This is a genomic window from Weissella sp. ESL1139, assembly GCF_058506735.1.
The window spans coordinates 691933-708462 of the sequence record NZ_CP196375.1 but is presented as its reverse complement, the minus strand read 5'-3'; the positions used below and the strand labels follow the sequence as shown (position 1 = coordinate 708462).

General features: G+C 34.3%; 20 protein-coding genes. 2 read left to right on the top strand and 18 right to left on the bottom strand.

Features of this window, described 5'->3' with window-relative positions; translation table 11 throughout:
- Positions 1–151: 151 nt before the first annotated feature.
- From mobP2 to ACSYSF_RS03200, 14 genes are all read right to left on the bottom strand, one after another.
- Positions 152–1564 carry a MobP2 family relaxase gene (gene mobP2 / locus ACSYSF_RS03265; protein WP_489868293.1) on the bottom strand — a complete coding sequence of 471 codons (1413 nt, stop codon included), beginning with the start codon at positions 1562–1564 and terminating at the stop codon, positions 152–154.
- A complete protein-coding gene (locus ACSYSF_RS03260) occupies positions 1557–1904 on the bottom strand; it encodes a hypothetical protein (protein WP_489868294.1) in 348 nt (115 codons plus the stop codon). The genes mobP2 and ACSYSF_RS03260 overlap by 8 nt, the downstream gene beginning before the upstream one ends.
- The gene (locus ACSYSF_RS03255) at positions 1897–2577 is read right to left on the bottom strand and encodes a hypothetical protein (protein ID WP_489868295.1); all 681 of its coding nucleotides are present in this window, start codon (positions 2575–2577) and stop codon (positions 1897–1899) included. Before ACSYSF_RS03255 ends, ACSYSF_RS03260 begins: the two co-directional genes overlap by 8 nt.
- A gap of 2 nt (positions 2578–2579) precedes the next feature.
- Positions 2580–3365 carry a DNA/RNA non-specific endonuclease gene (locus ACSYSF_RS03250; RefSeq protein ID WP_489868296.1) on the bottom strand — a complete coding sequence of 262 codons (786 nt, stop codon included), beginning with the start codon at positions 3363–3365 and terminating at the stop codon, positions 2580–2582.
- Between the two features lie 16 nt (positions 3366–3381).
- The gene (locus tag ACSYSF_RS03245; RefSeq protein WP_258089280.1) at positions 3382–3690 is read right to left on the bottom strand and encodes a hypothetical protein; all 309 of its coding nucleotides are present in this window, start codon (positions 3688–3690) and stop codon (positions 3382–3384) included.
- Positions 3691–3999: 309 nt separating this feature from the next.
- The gene (locus tag ACSYSF_RS03240) at positions 4000–5019 is read right to left on the bottom strand and encodes a hypothetical protein (RefSeq protein ID WP_489868297.1); all 1020 of its coding nucleotides are present in this window, start codon (positions 5017–5019) and stop codon (positions 4000–4002) included.
- A 9-nt stretch (positions 5020–5028) separates the two neighbouring features.
- Positions 5029–5460, bottom strand: coding sequence for a single-stranded DNA-binding protein (locus ACSYSF_RS03235; protein WP_489868298.1), 432 nt, complete (start codon positions 5458–5460; stop codon positions 5029–5031).
- Between the two features lie 23 nt (positions 5461–5483).
- Positions 5484–5810: a hypothetical protein gene (locus ACSYSF_RS03230; protein WP_489868299.1), complete on the bottom strand. Its 327-nt coding sequence runs from the start codon at positions 5808–5810 to the stop codon at positions 5484–5486.
- 19 nt (positions 5811–5829) lie between these two features.
- Positions 5830–6057 (bottom strand): hypothetical protein, encoded by a 228-nt coding sequence (locus ACSYSF_RS03225; RefSeq protein WP_074427598.1) that lies wholly within the window; start codon positions 6055–6057, stop codon positions 5830–5832.
- 5 nt (positions 6058–6062) lie between these two features.
- Complete coding sequence (locus tag ACSYSF_RS03220) at positions 6063–6347, bottom strand: hypothetical protein (RefSeq protein ID WP_491737247.1); 285 nt, start codon at positions 6345–6347, stop codon at positions 6063–6065.
- Positions 6348–7192: 845 nt separating this feature from the next.
- A complete protein-coding gene (locus tag ACSYSF_RS03215; protein ID WP_063067369.1) occupies positions 7193–7435 on the bottom strand; it encodes a helix-turn-helix domain-containing protein in 243 nt (80 codons plus the stop codon).
- Positions 7436–7922: 487 nt separating this feature from the next.
- Positions 7923–9101, bottom strand: a complete 1179-nt coding sequence (locus tag ACSYSF_RS03210; protein ID WP_489868301.1) for a hypothetical protein — start codon at positions 9099–9101, stop codon at positions 7923–7925.
- Positions 9102–9356: 255 nt separating this feature from the next.
- Entirely contained in the window at positions 9357–9872 is a 516-nt protein-coding gene (locus ACSYSF_RS03205) for an NUDIX hydrolase (protein ID WP_489868302.1), read from the bottom strand.
- A 70-nt stretch (positions 9873–9942) separates the two neighbouring features.
- The gene (locus ACSYSF_RS03200; RefSeq protein ID WP_489868303.1) at positions 9943–10167 is read right to left on the bottom strand and encodes a hypothetical protein; all 225 of its coding nucleotides are present in this window, start codon (positions 10165–10167) and stop codon (positions 9943–9945) included.
- A 248-nt stretch (positions 10168–10415) separates the two neighbouring features.
- Here ACSYSF_RS03200 and ACSYSF_RS03195 point away from each other — a divergent pair, with 248 nt between their 5' ends.
- Complete coding sequence (locus ACSYSF_RS03195) at positions 10416–11543, top strand: acyltransferase family protein (protein WP_489868304.1); 1128 nt, start codon at positions 10416–10418, stop codon at positions 11541–11543.
- 83 nt (positions 11544–11626) lie between these two features.
- Here the strand turns inward: ACSYSF_RS03195 and ACSYSF_RS03190 are convergent, their stop codons facing one another.
- From ACSYSF_RS03190 to ACSYSF_RS03175, 4 genes are all read right to left on the bottom strand, one after another.
- On the bottom strand, positions 11627–12715 hold the full coding sequence (locus ACSYSF_RS03190) for a glycerol dehydrogenase (protein ID WP_489868315.1): 1089 nt from the start codon (positions 12713–12715) through the stop codon (positions 11627–11629).
- Between the two features lie 295 nt (positions 12716–13010).
- Positions 13011–13346, bottom strand: coding sequence for a hypothetical protein (locus tag ACSYSF_RS03185; RefSeq protein ID WP_489868306.1), 336 nt, complete (start codon positions 13344–13346; stop codon positions 13011–13013).
- 234 nt (positions 13347–13580) lie between these two features.
- Positions 13581–13958 (bottom strand): YolD-like family protein, encoded by a 378-nt coding sequence (locus tag ACSYSF_RS03180; RefSeq protein ID WP_489868307.1) that lies wholly within the window; start codon positions 13956–13958, stop codon positions 13581–13583.
- A complete protein-coding gene (locus ACSYSF_RS03175) occupies positions 13951–15282 on the bottom strand; it encodes a Y-family DNA polymerase (protein WP_489868308.1) in 1332 nt (443 codons plus the stop codon). The genes ACSYSF_RS03180 and ACSYSF_RS03175 overlap by 8 nt, the downstream gene beginning before the upstream one ends.
- A gap of 222 nt (positions 15283–15504) precedes the next feature.
- Here ACSYSF_RS03175 and yaaA point away from each other — a divergent pair, with 222 nt between their 5' ends.
- The gene (gene yaaA, locus ACSYSF_RS03170) at positions 15505–16245 is read left to right on the top strand and encodes a peroxide stress protein YaaA (RefSeq protein WP_489868309.1); all 741 of its coding nucleotides are present in this window, start codon (positions 15505–15507) and stop codon (positions 16243–16245) included.
- Positions 16246–16530: the final 285 nt, after the last annotated feature.

Sequence of the window (16530 nt, the reverse complement as noted above, 5' to 3'; positions counted from 1 at the left end):
TTATATTTAATTAACAGAACCCTCAATTTTAACCAAGTTTAACCAAGCCCAAAAAATGTCTAACTTTATAAATATAAAAATTGAGTACGATCTATCTTATTTCTTTTCTATTTTTAACTAAACAATATTGGAACTTTCATATCAATTATTTTTAGATATGCCGTGAAAGTGATTCATCGCTTACATTTTGAGCTTGATCTGATATAGTTTCTTGCAATATATGTTCCACTTGTTGCATTTCTTGCCGACTTTGTTTCGTCATCCGTTTGGCAATTTTATTCAATTTACCTAAGGGGGCCGCTTTATGTTGCTTTGGTTGTGACTTGTCCACTTGCTGCTGTTTTCGCTTGGCTTTTTCAAAATTACCATTAGCTTGCTTATGGAACTTATCATCATTTTGATTACTTCCTGGTTTAAACTGTTCGTTAAATTGCCGATAAATGCCGTTGACCAACTCTTTACGTAAGCGTTGGTCTTGTGTCTCTGACCATTTTATTTGACCTTTATGTTGTTGACCATGAGTTTCAGTCATCATGTCATCCATCTTTTGGGCCGTCGTTTTAAACGTTTGGTAGTCGTCTTTTAATTCATGCATCAATAATTTATTAATTAACAGATTCATCTGACGATTAGCTGGCGCCATACGACTAGTATCATCAGTAACTAATGAATTGGTATTCCCAACTTGCCACCGGCCACGTAAATCTTGCGGCAAAACGTCGTAAATTTTCTGCAGGTCCGGCGTATATTTTTGGACTTGATCTAGTTTGGTGAGTAATTCTTGCTTAATTTGACCCCGGTAATTACCCACAGCTTCGTACACATTTGCTCGTTGCATTTTAGTTGCTTCGGACTCTAATTCATAGCGGAATTTACTTTCAGCTTGATGCTTGGCTTTGAAATCAATGACCCCTTTAGGTTCGCCGTTTTTATGCAACATGCTAGGACGAGTTTCGGGGGACACTTTAGCATACCAGATGTGCATATTAAGATGGTCCGTATCTTGATGTACCACCCCGAACCAGACCACATCATCAGGGCCTTCCCCTAATGGTTGTGATCCACCTTTCGCAAAAAAGTCTTTGACTATATGTTGTTCAGCACGCTTCAATTTATCTTGATCTAATTGTTTTGTTTCAGGATCATACAAATCGTTTTCAACTAACCAATCACCCCGCATTGAGAACGCCATCTCATGTAAAACATTCCCATTTGCTTGTGCTAAATTTAACCGATTTTCTAACTGATCCATCTGCTCATCGGTCATATTTAACGTATGACTATCAAATAACGGGTATTCATCACCCGTAGCCGAAAAACGTGAACCGTAACCAAAACTATCACTAGCGCTTTGCACTTGTTCAGCGTCAGTCATATCTACTAAAGCTTGATTATTTTCATCCATTACTTTAGAACTTTTAGCTGCATACGTACGGACTAAATTACCAAACTGTTTACCTTCTTTCGTTGCCTGGGCAGCCGTAGTAAAATGCGTGGGCAATAAAACGGCCCCGGTTTTCTTTTCTCCTGTTACAAAATTGGCAAAGCCACCTGTTTTAGCCATATTCTTTTACCCCTTGTGTTTTTGCATAGGATGCTAAACCTTTTTGAATATCTGTTAAAGTTTCAAAATCTGTTGTCGGATAGCGTGCAATTGCTCGTGTAATATACTGATGATTAGCTTGTTTCAATATTCTGGCACAAGCACGATTACTTTGTTGATACTGGTCCATTAATAAATGAGAAAATTGTGCAATCCAATAGCTTTTTTGTTGATACTTTTTATCGATTTCCGTTTCCTGTTCCATCGGCATATTTTGCAATGCCGTTTGGTCAGCATGCAACCAATCTTCTTCATGTAATTTAGCCAAAGCAGCTTCTAAATCAAATTGATTATTAGTCATGTTTAAACTCCATTCCTTCACCACGACGTCGGTAACGCTTATTAGCTAGATCGTTTTTACGACGTTTTTGATAAGCATTGTAGTCTTTTGCATACTGACTACTTTCATCAATTTCCGACCGAATATCCGTTTGAATGACTTCATCAATTTGTCGTGCCGGTCCAAAATCTTGCATATTCTCTAAGTAATCCATAGCAGCAATAAATGACGTCATTTCCTTTAAATCTGCCATCTGATTATTAATTTGGTTTAACATTGGATCGGCATCATTTATTTCATCCATACCTTTCAATAAATCACCATAAGACAACGTATTATTTTTAGGATTTAAGATTACTTGATTCACAAAAAAGTTTAAAGCAAAACGATACATACCGGCATTATTATCACCACTAACACCTGTTTCTGGATGTTGCGCAAGCCAAGTTTTCAGTGTCTCACGATACCATACTTCTTGACGACTCGTTTTAATAGCAATTTGTCGTTTAAATAAATTTTCATCAGTTGGTTCATAGTCCAAAACTTCCGTCACGTTCATCAACCCACGTAATTCATCAGCAACATGATCATCTAAGTTTTCGTCAGAATAGTTCTTAAACTTAGTTTGTAAATACTTCAGGCGATTTTGATTTTTACGCTTTAGTTTTTGTCGAAATTCTCTTAATGTTTGCATGGTTAATTCCCCTTATCTTGTTGTAAAGCTGTCCCGGTGTAGTAATTAATTTGCCAGCCAGGTTGGCTATTAAATATATAAACATGAAACTTAATTTGATCATCGCCAACTGATTGCCCAGCCATTTCTATACCACGGGGTACTCGTTCAACATTGCGATATAACGGCGTCACCCGGTAACGGACAAAGTGCTTTGGTGACTGCTTCAAATAACTGGCTATTTGATTTTCAAATGTTTCCATCGAACCTTGATTGTCGTATTCATGTATTGCATTCATTGCGCGTGTCCCTGTCACTAAATTACGAGCATCATTATTTAATCCTGTTAGTTGATAACCAATTAAATGTGACCGGTTATAAAGATAATCTTGTTGATCGTTTTGGTTAAAGCGATACACGTGATAGCCAGGTGGTTTAACGGTCGATTTTTTTCTTTTCAAGGTTGGCATCTGTTCTTGATTCAATAAGGCATCCGCTTGTTGTGGGCGCCCTAACCAATCTCGATGCGCTAGTTTTTGCCAAGCACCTTGATTAATTTTCAATTCACTTGTTGTAAAATTAGGTTGATTATTAGTAACCGCGATAGCTTGTTGTGTTGTGAAATCTTGTGCCACTAATTTTTTCTGCTGGTCTTCATGTTGTGGTAATTTTGGTGCAGCTGTCGACTGGCAAAATTGATTAAATATACGATTCAAAATAACATCGCGCTTTACAAAAACCAGAACTGCCACAATAATCATAAAGATGATAATAAAGCGACGTAACCACCGTCGATTGTAAATGTACATCCTACCTCACTCCTTATTAACCAATGGTGTCGTCATACATATATTTAATTAACTGTTCAATACTATTTTTCAATGCAGTTAAGTCGTGAGAAATAGCATGTTGTGATTCGGTTGTGACATGCGTTAAAGTATTCAATTGTTTCGTCACATCTTGCAACGGCTCCAATAAAATTTCCGTGGCGTTTGCTTGTTCCAAATTGTTCGCAAAGTTCTCAATGACAATTTGCAGTAAAGCGTTCCGTGAAATATGATTTCGTGCTGCTTCATCATCAAGAACTTTCAAAGTATGATCTGATAAGTTACGAATAATAAATTGATTTGCCATTAAATTAAACCTCCATTACTAAGTCAGAATTCAAATTTTTTGCTATGCCTAAATAAAAACCAAAACGAATCAATAATAAATAACAGGTTAAGGGGGAATGATACCACGCTGCGATATAGTCCCGCTGTGCGGGCATTCCTTGTGATACTATCAGTTTATAAAAACTACCCTAGTGGTAACCCTCTAGCTACACCTTTGGTAACTCCCTGGCTATCCTAGTGGTAACCCTCTGGCTACACCTTTGGTAACCCCTTCATTAAGGTAAAAATATTGCGGAATTACTGTTGTTAGGCAGCAATTCCGCATCGGTTATTGTGCTAGTTTAGGTACGTTAAGTTGTCCATTTTGTTGCTTTGTTTTTTGCTTTTCTAACTGCTTGATTTTCTCCTTTTTACTATCAATTGTTGCTTTGGTATCTGAAATATTTTTCTTAAGATCCGTCATCTTTGATTGATAAGATTCAATCGTTTCGTTAGCTTGTGCTTGTTCTTTATCGGTCATATCTGGCATCTGTTGCCGTGTTGCTCGGACATTTTCGGTTTGTTCTTTGATGGCTGCTTGCCGCTCTTTAATGGCTGTTCGATTTTCTTTAATCGCTTGCTTTTGTTCTTGGATATTCGTGTTTGTTTGTGCCACAACCAATTGCTTTTTGGTGAGTACTTTTCGTTGTTTATTAACCGGTAACTTGTCATCATTATTAATTACAATGGTTGCTACCTGATCACTTGTTTTTGCTGACTTTTTTGTTGAATCTGACGACTCATCAACAGCTGTCTTAATATTCTCAGTATCAATACTTTTATCCGAAAATCCAACTCGCACATCTTGAAAATTAGTTTTTAATTTTTCAAATTGCACGACCATTGTATTCGTCGAAGTGGCAATAATATGATATTCAGATTGTCCATTTTGAATATACCGATCACCTGCAAATGACAACTTAAATCGTTTCATATTAATACCAGTTGTCAGCGTATCATCAGCGTTACCAGTAAACTTAAAATGTAACTCTAACAAACCCGTTTCATCATTAAAGACCTTCTTTGTTAACTGGACATTAGTGCCTTGATTACCAAACGCCATTGTCTGATTTAACTTAGTTGAAACGGTACTCGATGGTCGTGGCATTACCATTGAATAAATCAAAATAGCAGCGGCAATACCAAGTAAACCTAGCAATCGTAAGGTCACGGTTTTTCGTTGTTGATCATAATGATTATAGCGTCGATTATCATGTTTAATCTGTCTGTGATACCACCAACGACCAAACCAACCAGCCCCTTCTTTTAAATGCGGTTTCTCACTGTATTTCACCTTAACATGCTGCATTTTAACCTCCTATCTAATCTCTAAATCATCAGCAACTAAACCGGCTAAACCTTGTAAAACATCTTCGTCTGATTCATCATTTGCAATCACCGTTTCATCATCAGTTGCGACAGATTTATCATGATTACCAGTCTTCCAAGGCATGAATGTAGTAATCACATTCGTCGTTTGATATTTAGACTGATCGTCGGTCGTTTGATAGTGGCTACTTTGTATATTAAAGTGCAATTCAATCGGCATACCCTTCTGATTCGCATATTGAGATAGCATCTCTGCCGTTTTGCCAAAGGCCACATAATAAATAAAATCTGTTTGCGATTTTTGACTTAAATAACGTTTAACCGCTAACCCCAAACGTACCATTTTTATATCTTTGTGCTCACCAACTGTTTGTAGCTCAAATTCTTTTAAAAGTCGTCCCACATGAATATTTGTTTGCATTGTTAATTCCTCCTCTTAACCAGTTATTCATCAAAAAGTGTCCGAATGATAGGGTAGTCATCTTTCAATTTTGCAGCTAAATACTGTTCCAAATTTTGTTGTGTTTTTTGCACACGAAACAAGTCATTTTGTTGGATAATATGACCATTTGCAACTTGTTTTTCAACGACAAATAATTGTGTATTTTCTGCTACCACTACCTGTCCAATTAGTATCTCACTTTCATCAAGCAAGCTGACAAAATGTCCCACATCACTCAAACCATGTTCTGTTAATTGCTTTGCCAAATAAATATTTTGTTGCTTTGAAACCACTATCTGCTGCGTAAATAAATCTAATTGTTTCCACATAATCTACCCCCACAACTGTTTAGTTATCCGGTTGCACTAATTGATTAAAAGGCACCCCAGTCCGATTAATTTCTTGTTGGACTTGTACCAAAACTTGTTCTTCAATTCGATAAATCCAAATCGCTTGTTGTTGAATAACTAATTGCCCTTTCTCGGACAAAATCAAACGATTTAACCCGGCCATTGAATCAGCACTTAATAAAATATGTTGCCGCTGCCAATCCACTGCAATGTACTGAAAATCCATCTTCTTTACCTCCGCCCTCTAACTGTTTCAATTACAATTAAATCCTGTAATCTATTCCCTGCTCGTAACCCCACTATAATTTCAGACCAAGCCTTTTTAGATAATCGACCTAACCAAAAAATTTCTGCTTTTTGTGCTTGCATTGCTAATATCTGCTTATGTAAATCTGCCTGTGTTTCAGCAAATGCTTTAATGGTGGAAAAAGTCCCATCAAACGCTACATATATATAATTTGTTGTATCGTGCGGCACACGATTTATTGTTTTTAATTGATCAATTGCTAGCATCATTTTTCTCCCGTTCTATCCAAACAATGGATAACAAAACGACATTATTTCATGTAGTTATTAATCAATAGACCAGTGCCTAACAACTCAACAACAACGCATAGCGTTAGTTAGGAGAGTTCGCCCTTGAGCGAGCTATTCCAACAAAACACTAATTGCGATCAGAGTGATCAAAATCACTGTTTTGTCGTCCAATTACAAGAATTGGCACACGTTTAAAGCCAGCACTGCCCAGCTACAATCACAACATCATTTCGAGTTAAAAGGTCGAATTATGAACTAAGCACCATGAACCAAATTGTGACTGCCGTGTGACGCCATTTTCAGTACGTCCACCCTGACCTTTTAACGCATTTGTTTGGTTGTCACCACCAGTGGTTATCAATTACACCACATTACTTTAAACGTTCGCTACGACGTTCTCTGGCATCTTTCTGACGACGTGTAGGCGATGCGAACCCCTTATTTGCTCATACAAGTTACGACGTCGCATTTTGTAACTGCTTAAAGCCATCTTGGTATAGTCAAAAAACGCTACTATACCCCCTCTGCGACTTTTAGTAACGTCTTTTAACACCAGGTTATGACCTTTAGTGATGCACTCATTTTATTCATGACTTCACATGATATGTCATAGTATGTTATACTAATGTATACATTAGGTTTGGTGCTAAAAAATGTCGCACTAAAACCAGCTCATTTTCTTCATTTTTTGAAAATGATACTTGTACTTTCTGTTTTAAAAAGTATTGCCGTACTAATCGCAACAGAGGGTAATTTATTAAGTTTTGGAAGATCAATAACAGTTGATAACATCGGTCATTTGCTAGATGAGATGTTATCTTCAGTTATTGATCTTTTTGTTCGTCATCACTAAACCAACGTGCAATGACTTCATCCGTCGACATATCAAGGGCTCGTGCAATTAATGCTAAATTTTTAATACGCGGGTTTCCCTGATCATACTCAATACGTTGAAAACTTGCATATGGAATATTTGCTGCTCTAGCTGCATCACCCATCCGGTAATGATGAAATTTCCGCCAAGCTTTAACTGCTTGTCCCAAGGTTTCCTCGTCTTTATAATTCATCAATTCTCACCTCCTCACTCTTTAATATCGATAATGGAAGTTCCTGTTAAAAAATTAACCGAACTTGTCGGTATTTAAAAACTAAAAAAGCCTCCTTGTTGAACAAGAAGGCCTTCACTGTCAGTTATTACAGGTTCAAAATTGAACCTATTTTTTTTACTGGCAGCAAGAGAATAAATCCTATTAAATCAAGGACTCAGCACCTCTTGTTGCCTTTAATATAAATGTAATGCTATTACATTTTCTAGCGGATTTTCATGTTTATAACATCTTTTTTTTGACTTATAAGTACGTTTTTATCTGTTTTTTTAGTCTATATCCATACAAATACAAAAATCATTATCATTATTTAAAGTCTTATTAAGCCCGTAAAATTAAGCATTCCATGATTACTAGACAGTAAATCTTACTAATTATGAAGTGCTTAATTTATTATTATTTATATTATTTAGATACCTGTATTTTTAGATACCTGTATTGTTTATTATTATTTTAACTTGATACCATCTGCAGCTAGATTATGATCAATAGTCTCAAGACTATCATTTGTATAATCTTCGGTAAGATTTCCTGTTGTATCAGCTTTAATTCTATCTAGATACAACTTATTATCTTGTAACGGAACATCATCTAAATGTACTTGTTCATAAACATCGTCTTCTGAAGCATCACTTGATTCCTTTTTATAGAGTCCAACTACCATAACTTTTAAGTCATCATCCATTGTAGATACATCATCATTTTCATTAACTTCAACATATTTCGGTGCATCTTCAAAAGATGAAAATTCCATCAAATTTTCATCTTGTTTTGCGTAAAGTGATACAAAAGTTGCTATATATTTATTATCTGAATTTTCTGTTGATGAATCTGCATCATCTTTTGCAACACGATCTGTCATCGCTTTTACTTCATTAACGTTACCTAATTTTGACAAATCTTTCAATCCAGATACTTTAACTTCTAATTTCTTTTTACCTGTCCATTCTTTACCTTCTTTTTTGGGGAATGCATCTTTAAAGTTTAAAGTTACTTTATCGCCATTAGATAATTTTCCATTATTTTTAACACTTATTTCTTGATTATCTAATAGCTTATTCGAACTATTTATTTGTGCAACACCTTTACCATTAAAACCAATAAATTTTGTTTTAACAGAATCTAATTGTTTTTTGGTAGATATTGATTTTACTTTCTTTAATCCTGATACTTTATACTTTTTTGACGTTTCTTTAATTGGATTTTCTTTATCACCATCATTTGTAATAGTCATTTTTACAGACTGACCATTTTTCAATCCTCGTTCATTGTCAAAATTCAACGAAAGCTCTTGTTCCCAATTAACTACATCAGTAGCCTTATCTTGTAAATTGGATGGCAATTCCTGTATATATGAAGGGTCATCTAAAACTTGCTGAACTTGGTACTCGCTTAACCCAGAGCGTTTTGCATAGAGTGAATTAACCTTCTTATCAATTTTTCCTGAATTGTAATCAATAGTTCCTGATTTATTATATCCTCTAAAATTAACTTCAACATCTTTAGTAAGAGCCACTTGACGATTGGAATAAATTGATATTCCTATCACAATCGCAATTACAGCAACTATCACACCAATAATAGAAATAATTATTTTTTTGTTTTTAAAAATATCTGATATTTTCATAATACTCCCCACTCTTCTGTAAAAAATGTATCAAAAACTAATAAAACACCTTACTAATAATTATTTTAAGGTAATTTTAATATATCATGTTAACAAGCTTCTTAACAAATATCTGTAACTAAAAACATTACTTATTCCTATTTTTCTATTTAATAACAAATTCTAATTTTACTGTAAATCTCAATATAGTTTACTTATAAACAAAAAGCTCCGTGCTGCTAACATGGAGCCCAAGTTGCTTCAATCAACGATTAATTAGTTATTAAATACCTTTTCGTCTTCAGACAAAACGTGCCATTTTTCAAATTCAGTATCATTTGAATCAAATGAACCACTCTGAATATATTCTTTTGCTTTCAACACAAGTGGTGATGCATTATCAATTGTAAGTTGATCAAGACCCATCAATTGGGCACCAAGAGAATCTTGACCATCAAATTGTGCTACTGAATCTTTAACTTCACCATTAAATTTTTGTACATTATAAAAAACTGCAATGTGTTGATTTATGTCATAGTCCAGATATTGCCATGGATATTTAAAACTAGTAATACCTAATTGGTCTAGTTGTAAAACTTTCAATCCCGTTTCTTCTTTTATTTCACGATTAATTGCATTATTTAAAAATTCACCCTCTTCCAAACTACCACCAGGAAGATCAAATCTATTAATATACGGTCCACCATTTTTCTTTATCACGACTAATTTATCATTTATTATGATGACGCCATACACCCCAAATGCGTGATGCACTTTATGTTTAACGTTCATTTTTATATCCTTTCATCTCATCAATTTACATTACATATACTACTTAATCACAAATAGCTAAGGAATCTGGCTATTTATTCATGGAAAACGCAATTAAATAAATAAGCAATGCACACACAATAAATGTAACACCGACTATAAATAAAATACCTGCACCTATATTTGCACCAGAATCATTTTTTATTGTCAACCAATTAAAAATTAAACCTCCTATGCATAAAATGATGCCTAAACTTAACATTACAGTAGCTGCATACCTTATTTTGGTCAGTTTCTTATTTTTATTTATTCTCAATATATTTTCTCCCCTTACATCGCCAGTATTTAATATGACTTATTATGCTATTTTTAAAAAGCTATTCAAAACAAAAAGCTTCAATAATTGTTATTGATAACCAGTTTCATACTTAATCTACAACATTTTTGCTATTTTTGTTCCACTTTTTTAAAAATTTTAAAGTTCGTTTTTGAAAAATGCGTTAAGGTTATTACTAATATATTTATATTATTAGCAGTAATTAAAGGAGCCTGAAAAACTTTTTTATGATATCGGAAGCTAAACAGCAAAATAATAATAGAATACTTTGGGCTGACTACGCAAAATGTTTTGGTATTATTGCCGTTGTAATTGGTCATGCTATCAACGATGTCTCTGGTAAGGGATTAGATATTACTTATAACGCGATTTATTGGTGGCACATGCCACTATTTTTTATGGTTGGTGGGTTTTTTCTCAAAAAAATTAATTTTAATGCTAATGGTTGGCGTTATTTATTAGGCCATAAAATTAAGCCATTATTAATCGCCTATCTATTAAATGGATCAATTTTAATTATTCTTAGCCACTATTTCCGTCAACAATCATGGCATTACACCTTCGCCTATTTTGGACGTCTAATTTATGGTGGTAGTACTTTAAATGATTACTTAAGTGTTTTTTGGTATATGACAACCTACATGTTAGGTATTTTTCTGACAACAATTTTGTTATCAGCTATTCATTCAGTTTGGTACCAATTCTTAATTGCGGTTGGTTTGTTCTTAATAGGTATTGGCTTACAAAACATTACATTCTTTGGTAACAGTAGTTTTCCTTGGAATGCGCAGATTTCATTACTGGCTGTATTTTGGATGTTATTAGGACATTATGTTTTCAAAATATTTTCCAAAATTAATTGGTCTTATAAAACAATCTATGTTGTTATTGCCACAGCATTTTTTAGTGTTTTGATTTACTTATATGCTCACAATAAGCTGGATTTTGTACTTTGGTTGAAATCTTCGAATATTCGAAGTGGTCTGCAAGCTTTGATCATCCCACCAATTTTATGCTTATTTATCTTTGTTATTTGCCAAGCTATTGAGCATTTTGGTGAATTTAAGCCATTATCTTTCGTTGGACAGCATACAGATACAGTTATGTTCTATCACCGCGCTGCTTTTGATATCACAACTCTTAGTGCCTTTACTGATAATTGGTACTTTAGAATTATTATCGGCCTAGCTGCTCCTATTTTGTTGGCAGTTATACTACAGAAGATTAAGCAAACGAGCTTTTATGCTAGTTGGCAACAATCACTAAGTATTCATCGTCAACAATATTTAGGAATTGGTATTCCAATCATAGCAAGCGTATTTTTAATTGGTTTAACTAGTGTTGGCTACCTTTAAAGACAATTTATAATAAAACAACAAACAGGCAGGAAATTTTATCATTTTCCTGCCTGTTTTTTATTAAATTATCTTTTGTTTTATTATTGACGCGACTTTATGTAACTATCAACAGCTACAATTGCATTTGCAACGTCTTCTGCCGTAACTTCAAATGGCATTTCATGAATTGTTTCAGATGGAATTGTGGCTTGCTTACCAACCTTCAAAAAGTCTGCATAAGTTGCACCCTCCAAGTGTAAGTCAGCCAAAGTTGTTGGCAAGCCAAGCGATTGATTAAAATTAATATATTTATCTAATACTTCAGTTGAAACATTGTCTAACATCAACTCACAAAGATAACCATATGCAACTTTCTCACCGTGCATCAACTTTTCGCTTTCACCAGATAAGACAGTAAAGCCGTTATAAATAGCATGGGCAGCTGCTAATCCAGAACTTTCAAAGCCAATGCCACTCAACAATGTATTAGCTTCAACAATTGTCTCTAATGATGGTGTCACAACTTTTGCTTCAGCTGCTGCAACGGCTTCATGTGCATGGGCAAACAAATTATCTTCACATGTTTGTGCAATTGCCAATGATGCTAAGGTTGGTCCTTGGCCAAGCATTGATTTATTGTAACCGCGAGCAACATCCTGTGCTTCAATATTCGTGGCCATTGCATCACCAATACCCGCGATTAGATTTCTAACTGGCGCATTGGCAACAACACTTGTATCCACTAACACAATATCCGGATTCTTATCATAGAAAGCATACTTCGTAAATTGTCCTTCGGGTGTATACAACACTGATAATGCTGAACATGGTGCATCAGTTGATGCAACTGTTGGCAAAATAGCAACTGGTATACTCAATTCGTCAGCAATGTTTTTAGCGGTGTCAAGTGTTTTACCACCACCTAAACCAATAATAAAATCATTTTCTTCATTATGACCAATTTCAACGACACGTGTAATTTCCTCTGTCGAAGCTTCACCACCAAAGTTCACATGTGTCACCGTAAAATCTTTTGCCAAAGTTTGATTAAGTTTTTCCCCAACAATCTGCCAAACTATTTCATCACACAATAAGATTGGTTGCTTACCAAGACTTTCAAGATACTCTTTTGGATGATCCAATACCCCATTACCTTGAACATAGTGTGCTGGACTTGAAAATGCTTTAATCATAATTATCTCCCATCAAAAGTCATATTGTGATTAATTTCACTATGTATAGTTTAACAGATTATATTCGATAATACTCACTAATTTGCTCAAAATTTCACTATTTAACATTTTATTCTTAAGGTTCTGCATTTATTTTATTCGTCAAATCTTGTGCAACTTTTTGCCATAAGACATTATAGCCAACACGATGAGCTAACAAATACTTAGCTGAATGTTTAGGCACATCTAGTTTCTTCAATATCATATTTTTTGATCGATGTTGTTTTTTGTCATCTTTACTTTGGTTAACTTTTTACCTAATTAATTGTTTTATCTGGCCACGCTTATTAATGCGATAAACTTCTTCTGCTATGCTTTCCGTTTGCTTATCAAAATATTCTTCGTTAGTTTCATTATATTCGTTAGTTTCATTATAATAGAACGTTATATTATTATAATTAAACCCTAAACGATAACCATCGTCCGATTCAATATCATTAAAATCAATATCTGCTGGTATTTTCTTTTCTTTATTTTTACCTGCATCAACGCTCTCACCGATTACCTCATAAGTGATTTTTTCATGTGGTAACTTCACCGGCTTGTAATGGACTAGTACCGGTACTGAATAACCAGCATGATCTTTCACTTGTTTTAATATCTTATTTACTGTGTCTTTGGGTAAATAAGCTACACGATAATAGACTATCCCTATAATGCTATATAAAATAATAATAGCTAGACACCAATAGACAATTTTATTTCTTTTTTACTCATAGCATTTCCCTCAAAACTAATCTTAGCACAAGAAAAAAAGTATAGCCTCTCATGAACACTTTACATATTAAAAGCCGACAAATTAATACAAATTTCGCGGCTTTGTCTATGATTCGACAAATAAAATATCACTCATGGGAAATACACGTTGGTTATCTGAAAGAATTACATTATCACCTTGAAAGCCTAGTACTTTACCGTGATAAAAAGGACTTGTAACCCCTTTAGCTGTATGATTTCTTAATTGCAGTGTCACTGGATGACGTTGTATAAAAGCTTCCATTAGATATTGACTAATTGCTTCTTGCGTCATCTCTTGTTGATCTTGACGTGCTCGATTTTTAGCACGTTTTTTTGAATATGCATGTAAATCTTCTGTATGGTCACTAAGAAAATAACCTTGCCATTTAACCATGCCACGATCATGGTAATCTTGCTGAAAGAAACGTGCTGCTCGACTAAGTTGCTCATCTCGTCTATCCATACGCGTTACCACCATTATGGCCACCAACTAAACCAGCCCTTTGAATCATCGTGCCACCTTGACCCAAAGATGATAATTTCACTAAACTTGTTACGCCAAATTTATGCCTAATTTGGTCAATAACTTGATCGATTTTAGAAGCATTAATTTGTTGTTGGACTGGTGTTAATAAATCCAGTTGTTCACCCACCTTTAACTGCAAGTCACCAACTGATACACCTAGATTACGTACACAACCATCTTCATAATTTTCATCAAATAGTTTAATTAAAGTGCCACTAATATCATGCGATAAATTTGATGGTGACATTTTAGTTTGAACATTAAAACCGTGTGTATGTTTTTGCTCGCTAGTTGCATAAGAATAACCAACAAACAACGAAACTGTACTACCAACAAGGTTTTTAGCACGTAACCGAGCAGCAACCTGCTCACCAATTTCCCGAATAACCACTTTAATTTCATCAACCCGATTATAATCACGTGGTAAAACTTGGCTATTTGATAAACTAGTTGCTTTTACTTTATGTCTATGCCGCAAAATACTACGATCAACGCCCCAAGCCAATGCAAATAATTCTTCACCACGTATGCCTAACTTTTCTTCAAGATAATATGGATTGGTTAATGCTAAATCATACATAGAAAATATGCCCAATCTATTCAAAGTTTTAGCTGTTCTATTGCCAATACTCCAAACATCAGTCAACTTTGTAATCGGCCACAAACGTTGTGGAATGTCTTCAAAGTGCCATTCACCTATCAAATTAAAATCATGCTTAGCTTCAATATCTAACGCCAATTTAGCCATAACCGGTGTATCACCAATACCTACCGTGACATATAAGCCCAATGTTTGTTTTACTTTTAATTGGATAATTCGTGCCAACTTTTTCAAGGTTAAATTTTTACCATACAAAAATTTTAAATATTCCCATGTATCTGTTAAATCTAAAATGCTTTCATCAATGGAATATAATAGCAAATCCTCTTCGGCAACAAATTGTCTAAAAATATCATTTATTTTTTTATTCATGGCAATATAGCGATTCATCCGCGGTTGTACAATAATCAACCGTGAATCTTTAGGAACATCACGCTGTCGCATCACATTTTTAATACCTAATTCCTTCTTTGCACGCGGCGATGAAGCCAATACAAGGCCACCATTAGTATTCTCTTGTTGGCTCATAACAACTAGTAATGAGGTTAATGGATTTAATCCATGATCAACACTTTCCACGCTGGCATAGAAACTTTTTGAGTCAATGACCATAATTTTCCGACGCGCTTCAGCTGCGGTAACTTTTGAAAAATTAATCATAATCATCTCCTTAAACGTTTGTAAGGTTTTACTTTATAAAGTTAGTTTAAACTTAATTTCATGAAGTATCAACTATGAATTTTTCTAATTAATTGTGTCATTATTAACTGATTAATCATTCAGTTATGCTTGTTACTGTAAAATCCTTGCAAAAATAATATGATTTCATTTATATTAAACATGACCGTTGTCGTTATTTTTATTTCAAAAGGACGATTTTATATGCAGATTATTATTTCACCAGCTAAAAAAATGGTTATTAATCAAGATGATTTTTTACCGACTAGTCAACCACGTTATTTAGCACAAACAAAAGTCATTTTATCCACACTATTAAACCTTTCATATGATCACTTGCAAACCTTGTGGCATACAAGTGATAAGCTAACAGCCGAAGCTTATGATATATTAATTCATACTGACCTAAGGCAGCCTTTAACACCAGCCATCTTTAGTTATTCTGGTATTCAATATCAATACATGGCGCCTAACGTATTAAGTCAGGAGGCCTTGGACTATTTACAAAATACTTTATGGATTCTATCTGGTTTTTATGGCGCATTACGGCCATTTGATGGCATTGTACCTTATCGCCTAGAATTGGGTACCCATCTTCAAATTGCTGGTTATAAAAACCTTTATGACTTTTGGGGCGACCGTTTATATCAAGCAGTTCATGGTCAAGGTCCCATTATCAATCTTGCTTCAAAAGAATATTCACGTGCTATTACGCCTTACTTACAACCTGATGATCAATTTATCGACGTTACTTTTGCTTATCTTATCGATGGTAAATTAAAAGTACGTGCCACAGCCGCTAAAATGGCACGTGGCGAAATGGTTCGTTTTATTGTTGAAAATCATTTAAACACCATTGAAGAACTGAAAACATTTTCATCGCCAGATTATATTTTTGATGAAGCACATTCAACAGCTAGTAATTTAGTTTTCCTACATAAGTAGCATCTTATACACACACGTTTCACTCAATAAAATTATAATTACATTATAAAACAACAATTATTTCATTTAGCTATATAAAATAATCGATATCATGGTATAATCTATAAAGTAAAAAAACCATTAGGTTATAACATGTTATAAGGTTTGTTAGTATTTGTTGATGAATCATTTTTTTGGCATTAGATTATTCATTAACAGAGTATTTTGTCTTTCATATAAAATTATTATAAAAGTTTCACTTCGCATGACTTATAATACATTAATAGCTCAGCAGAATTTTCCTTC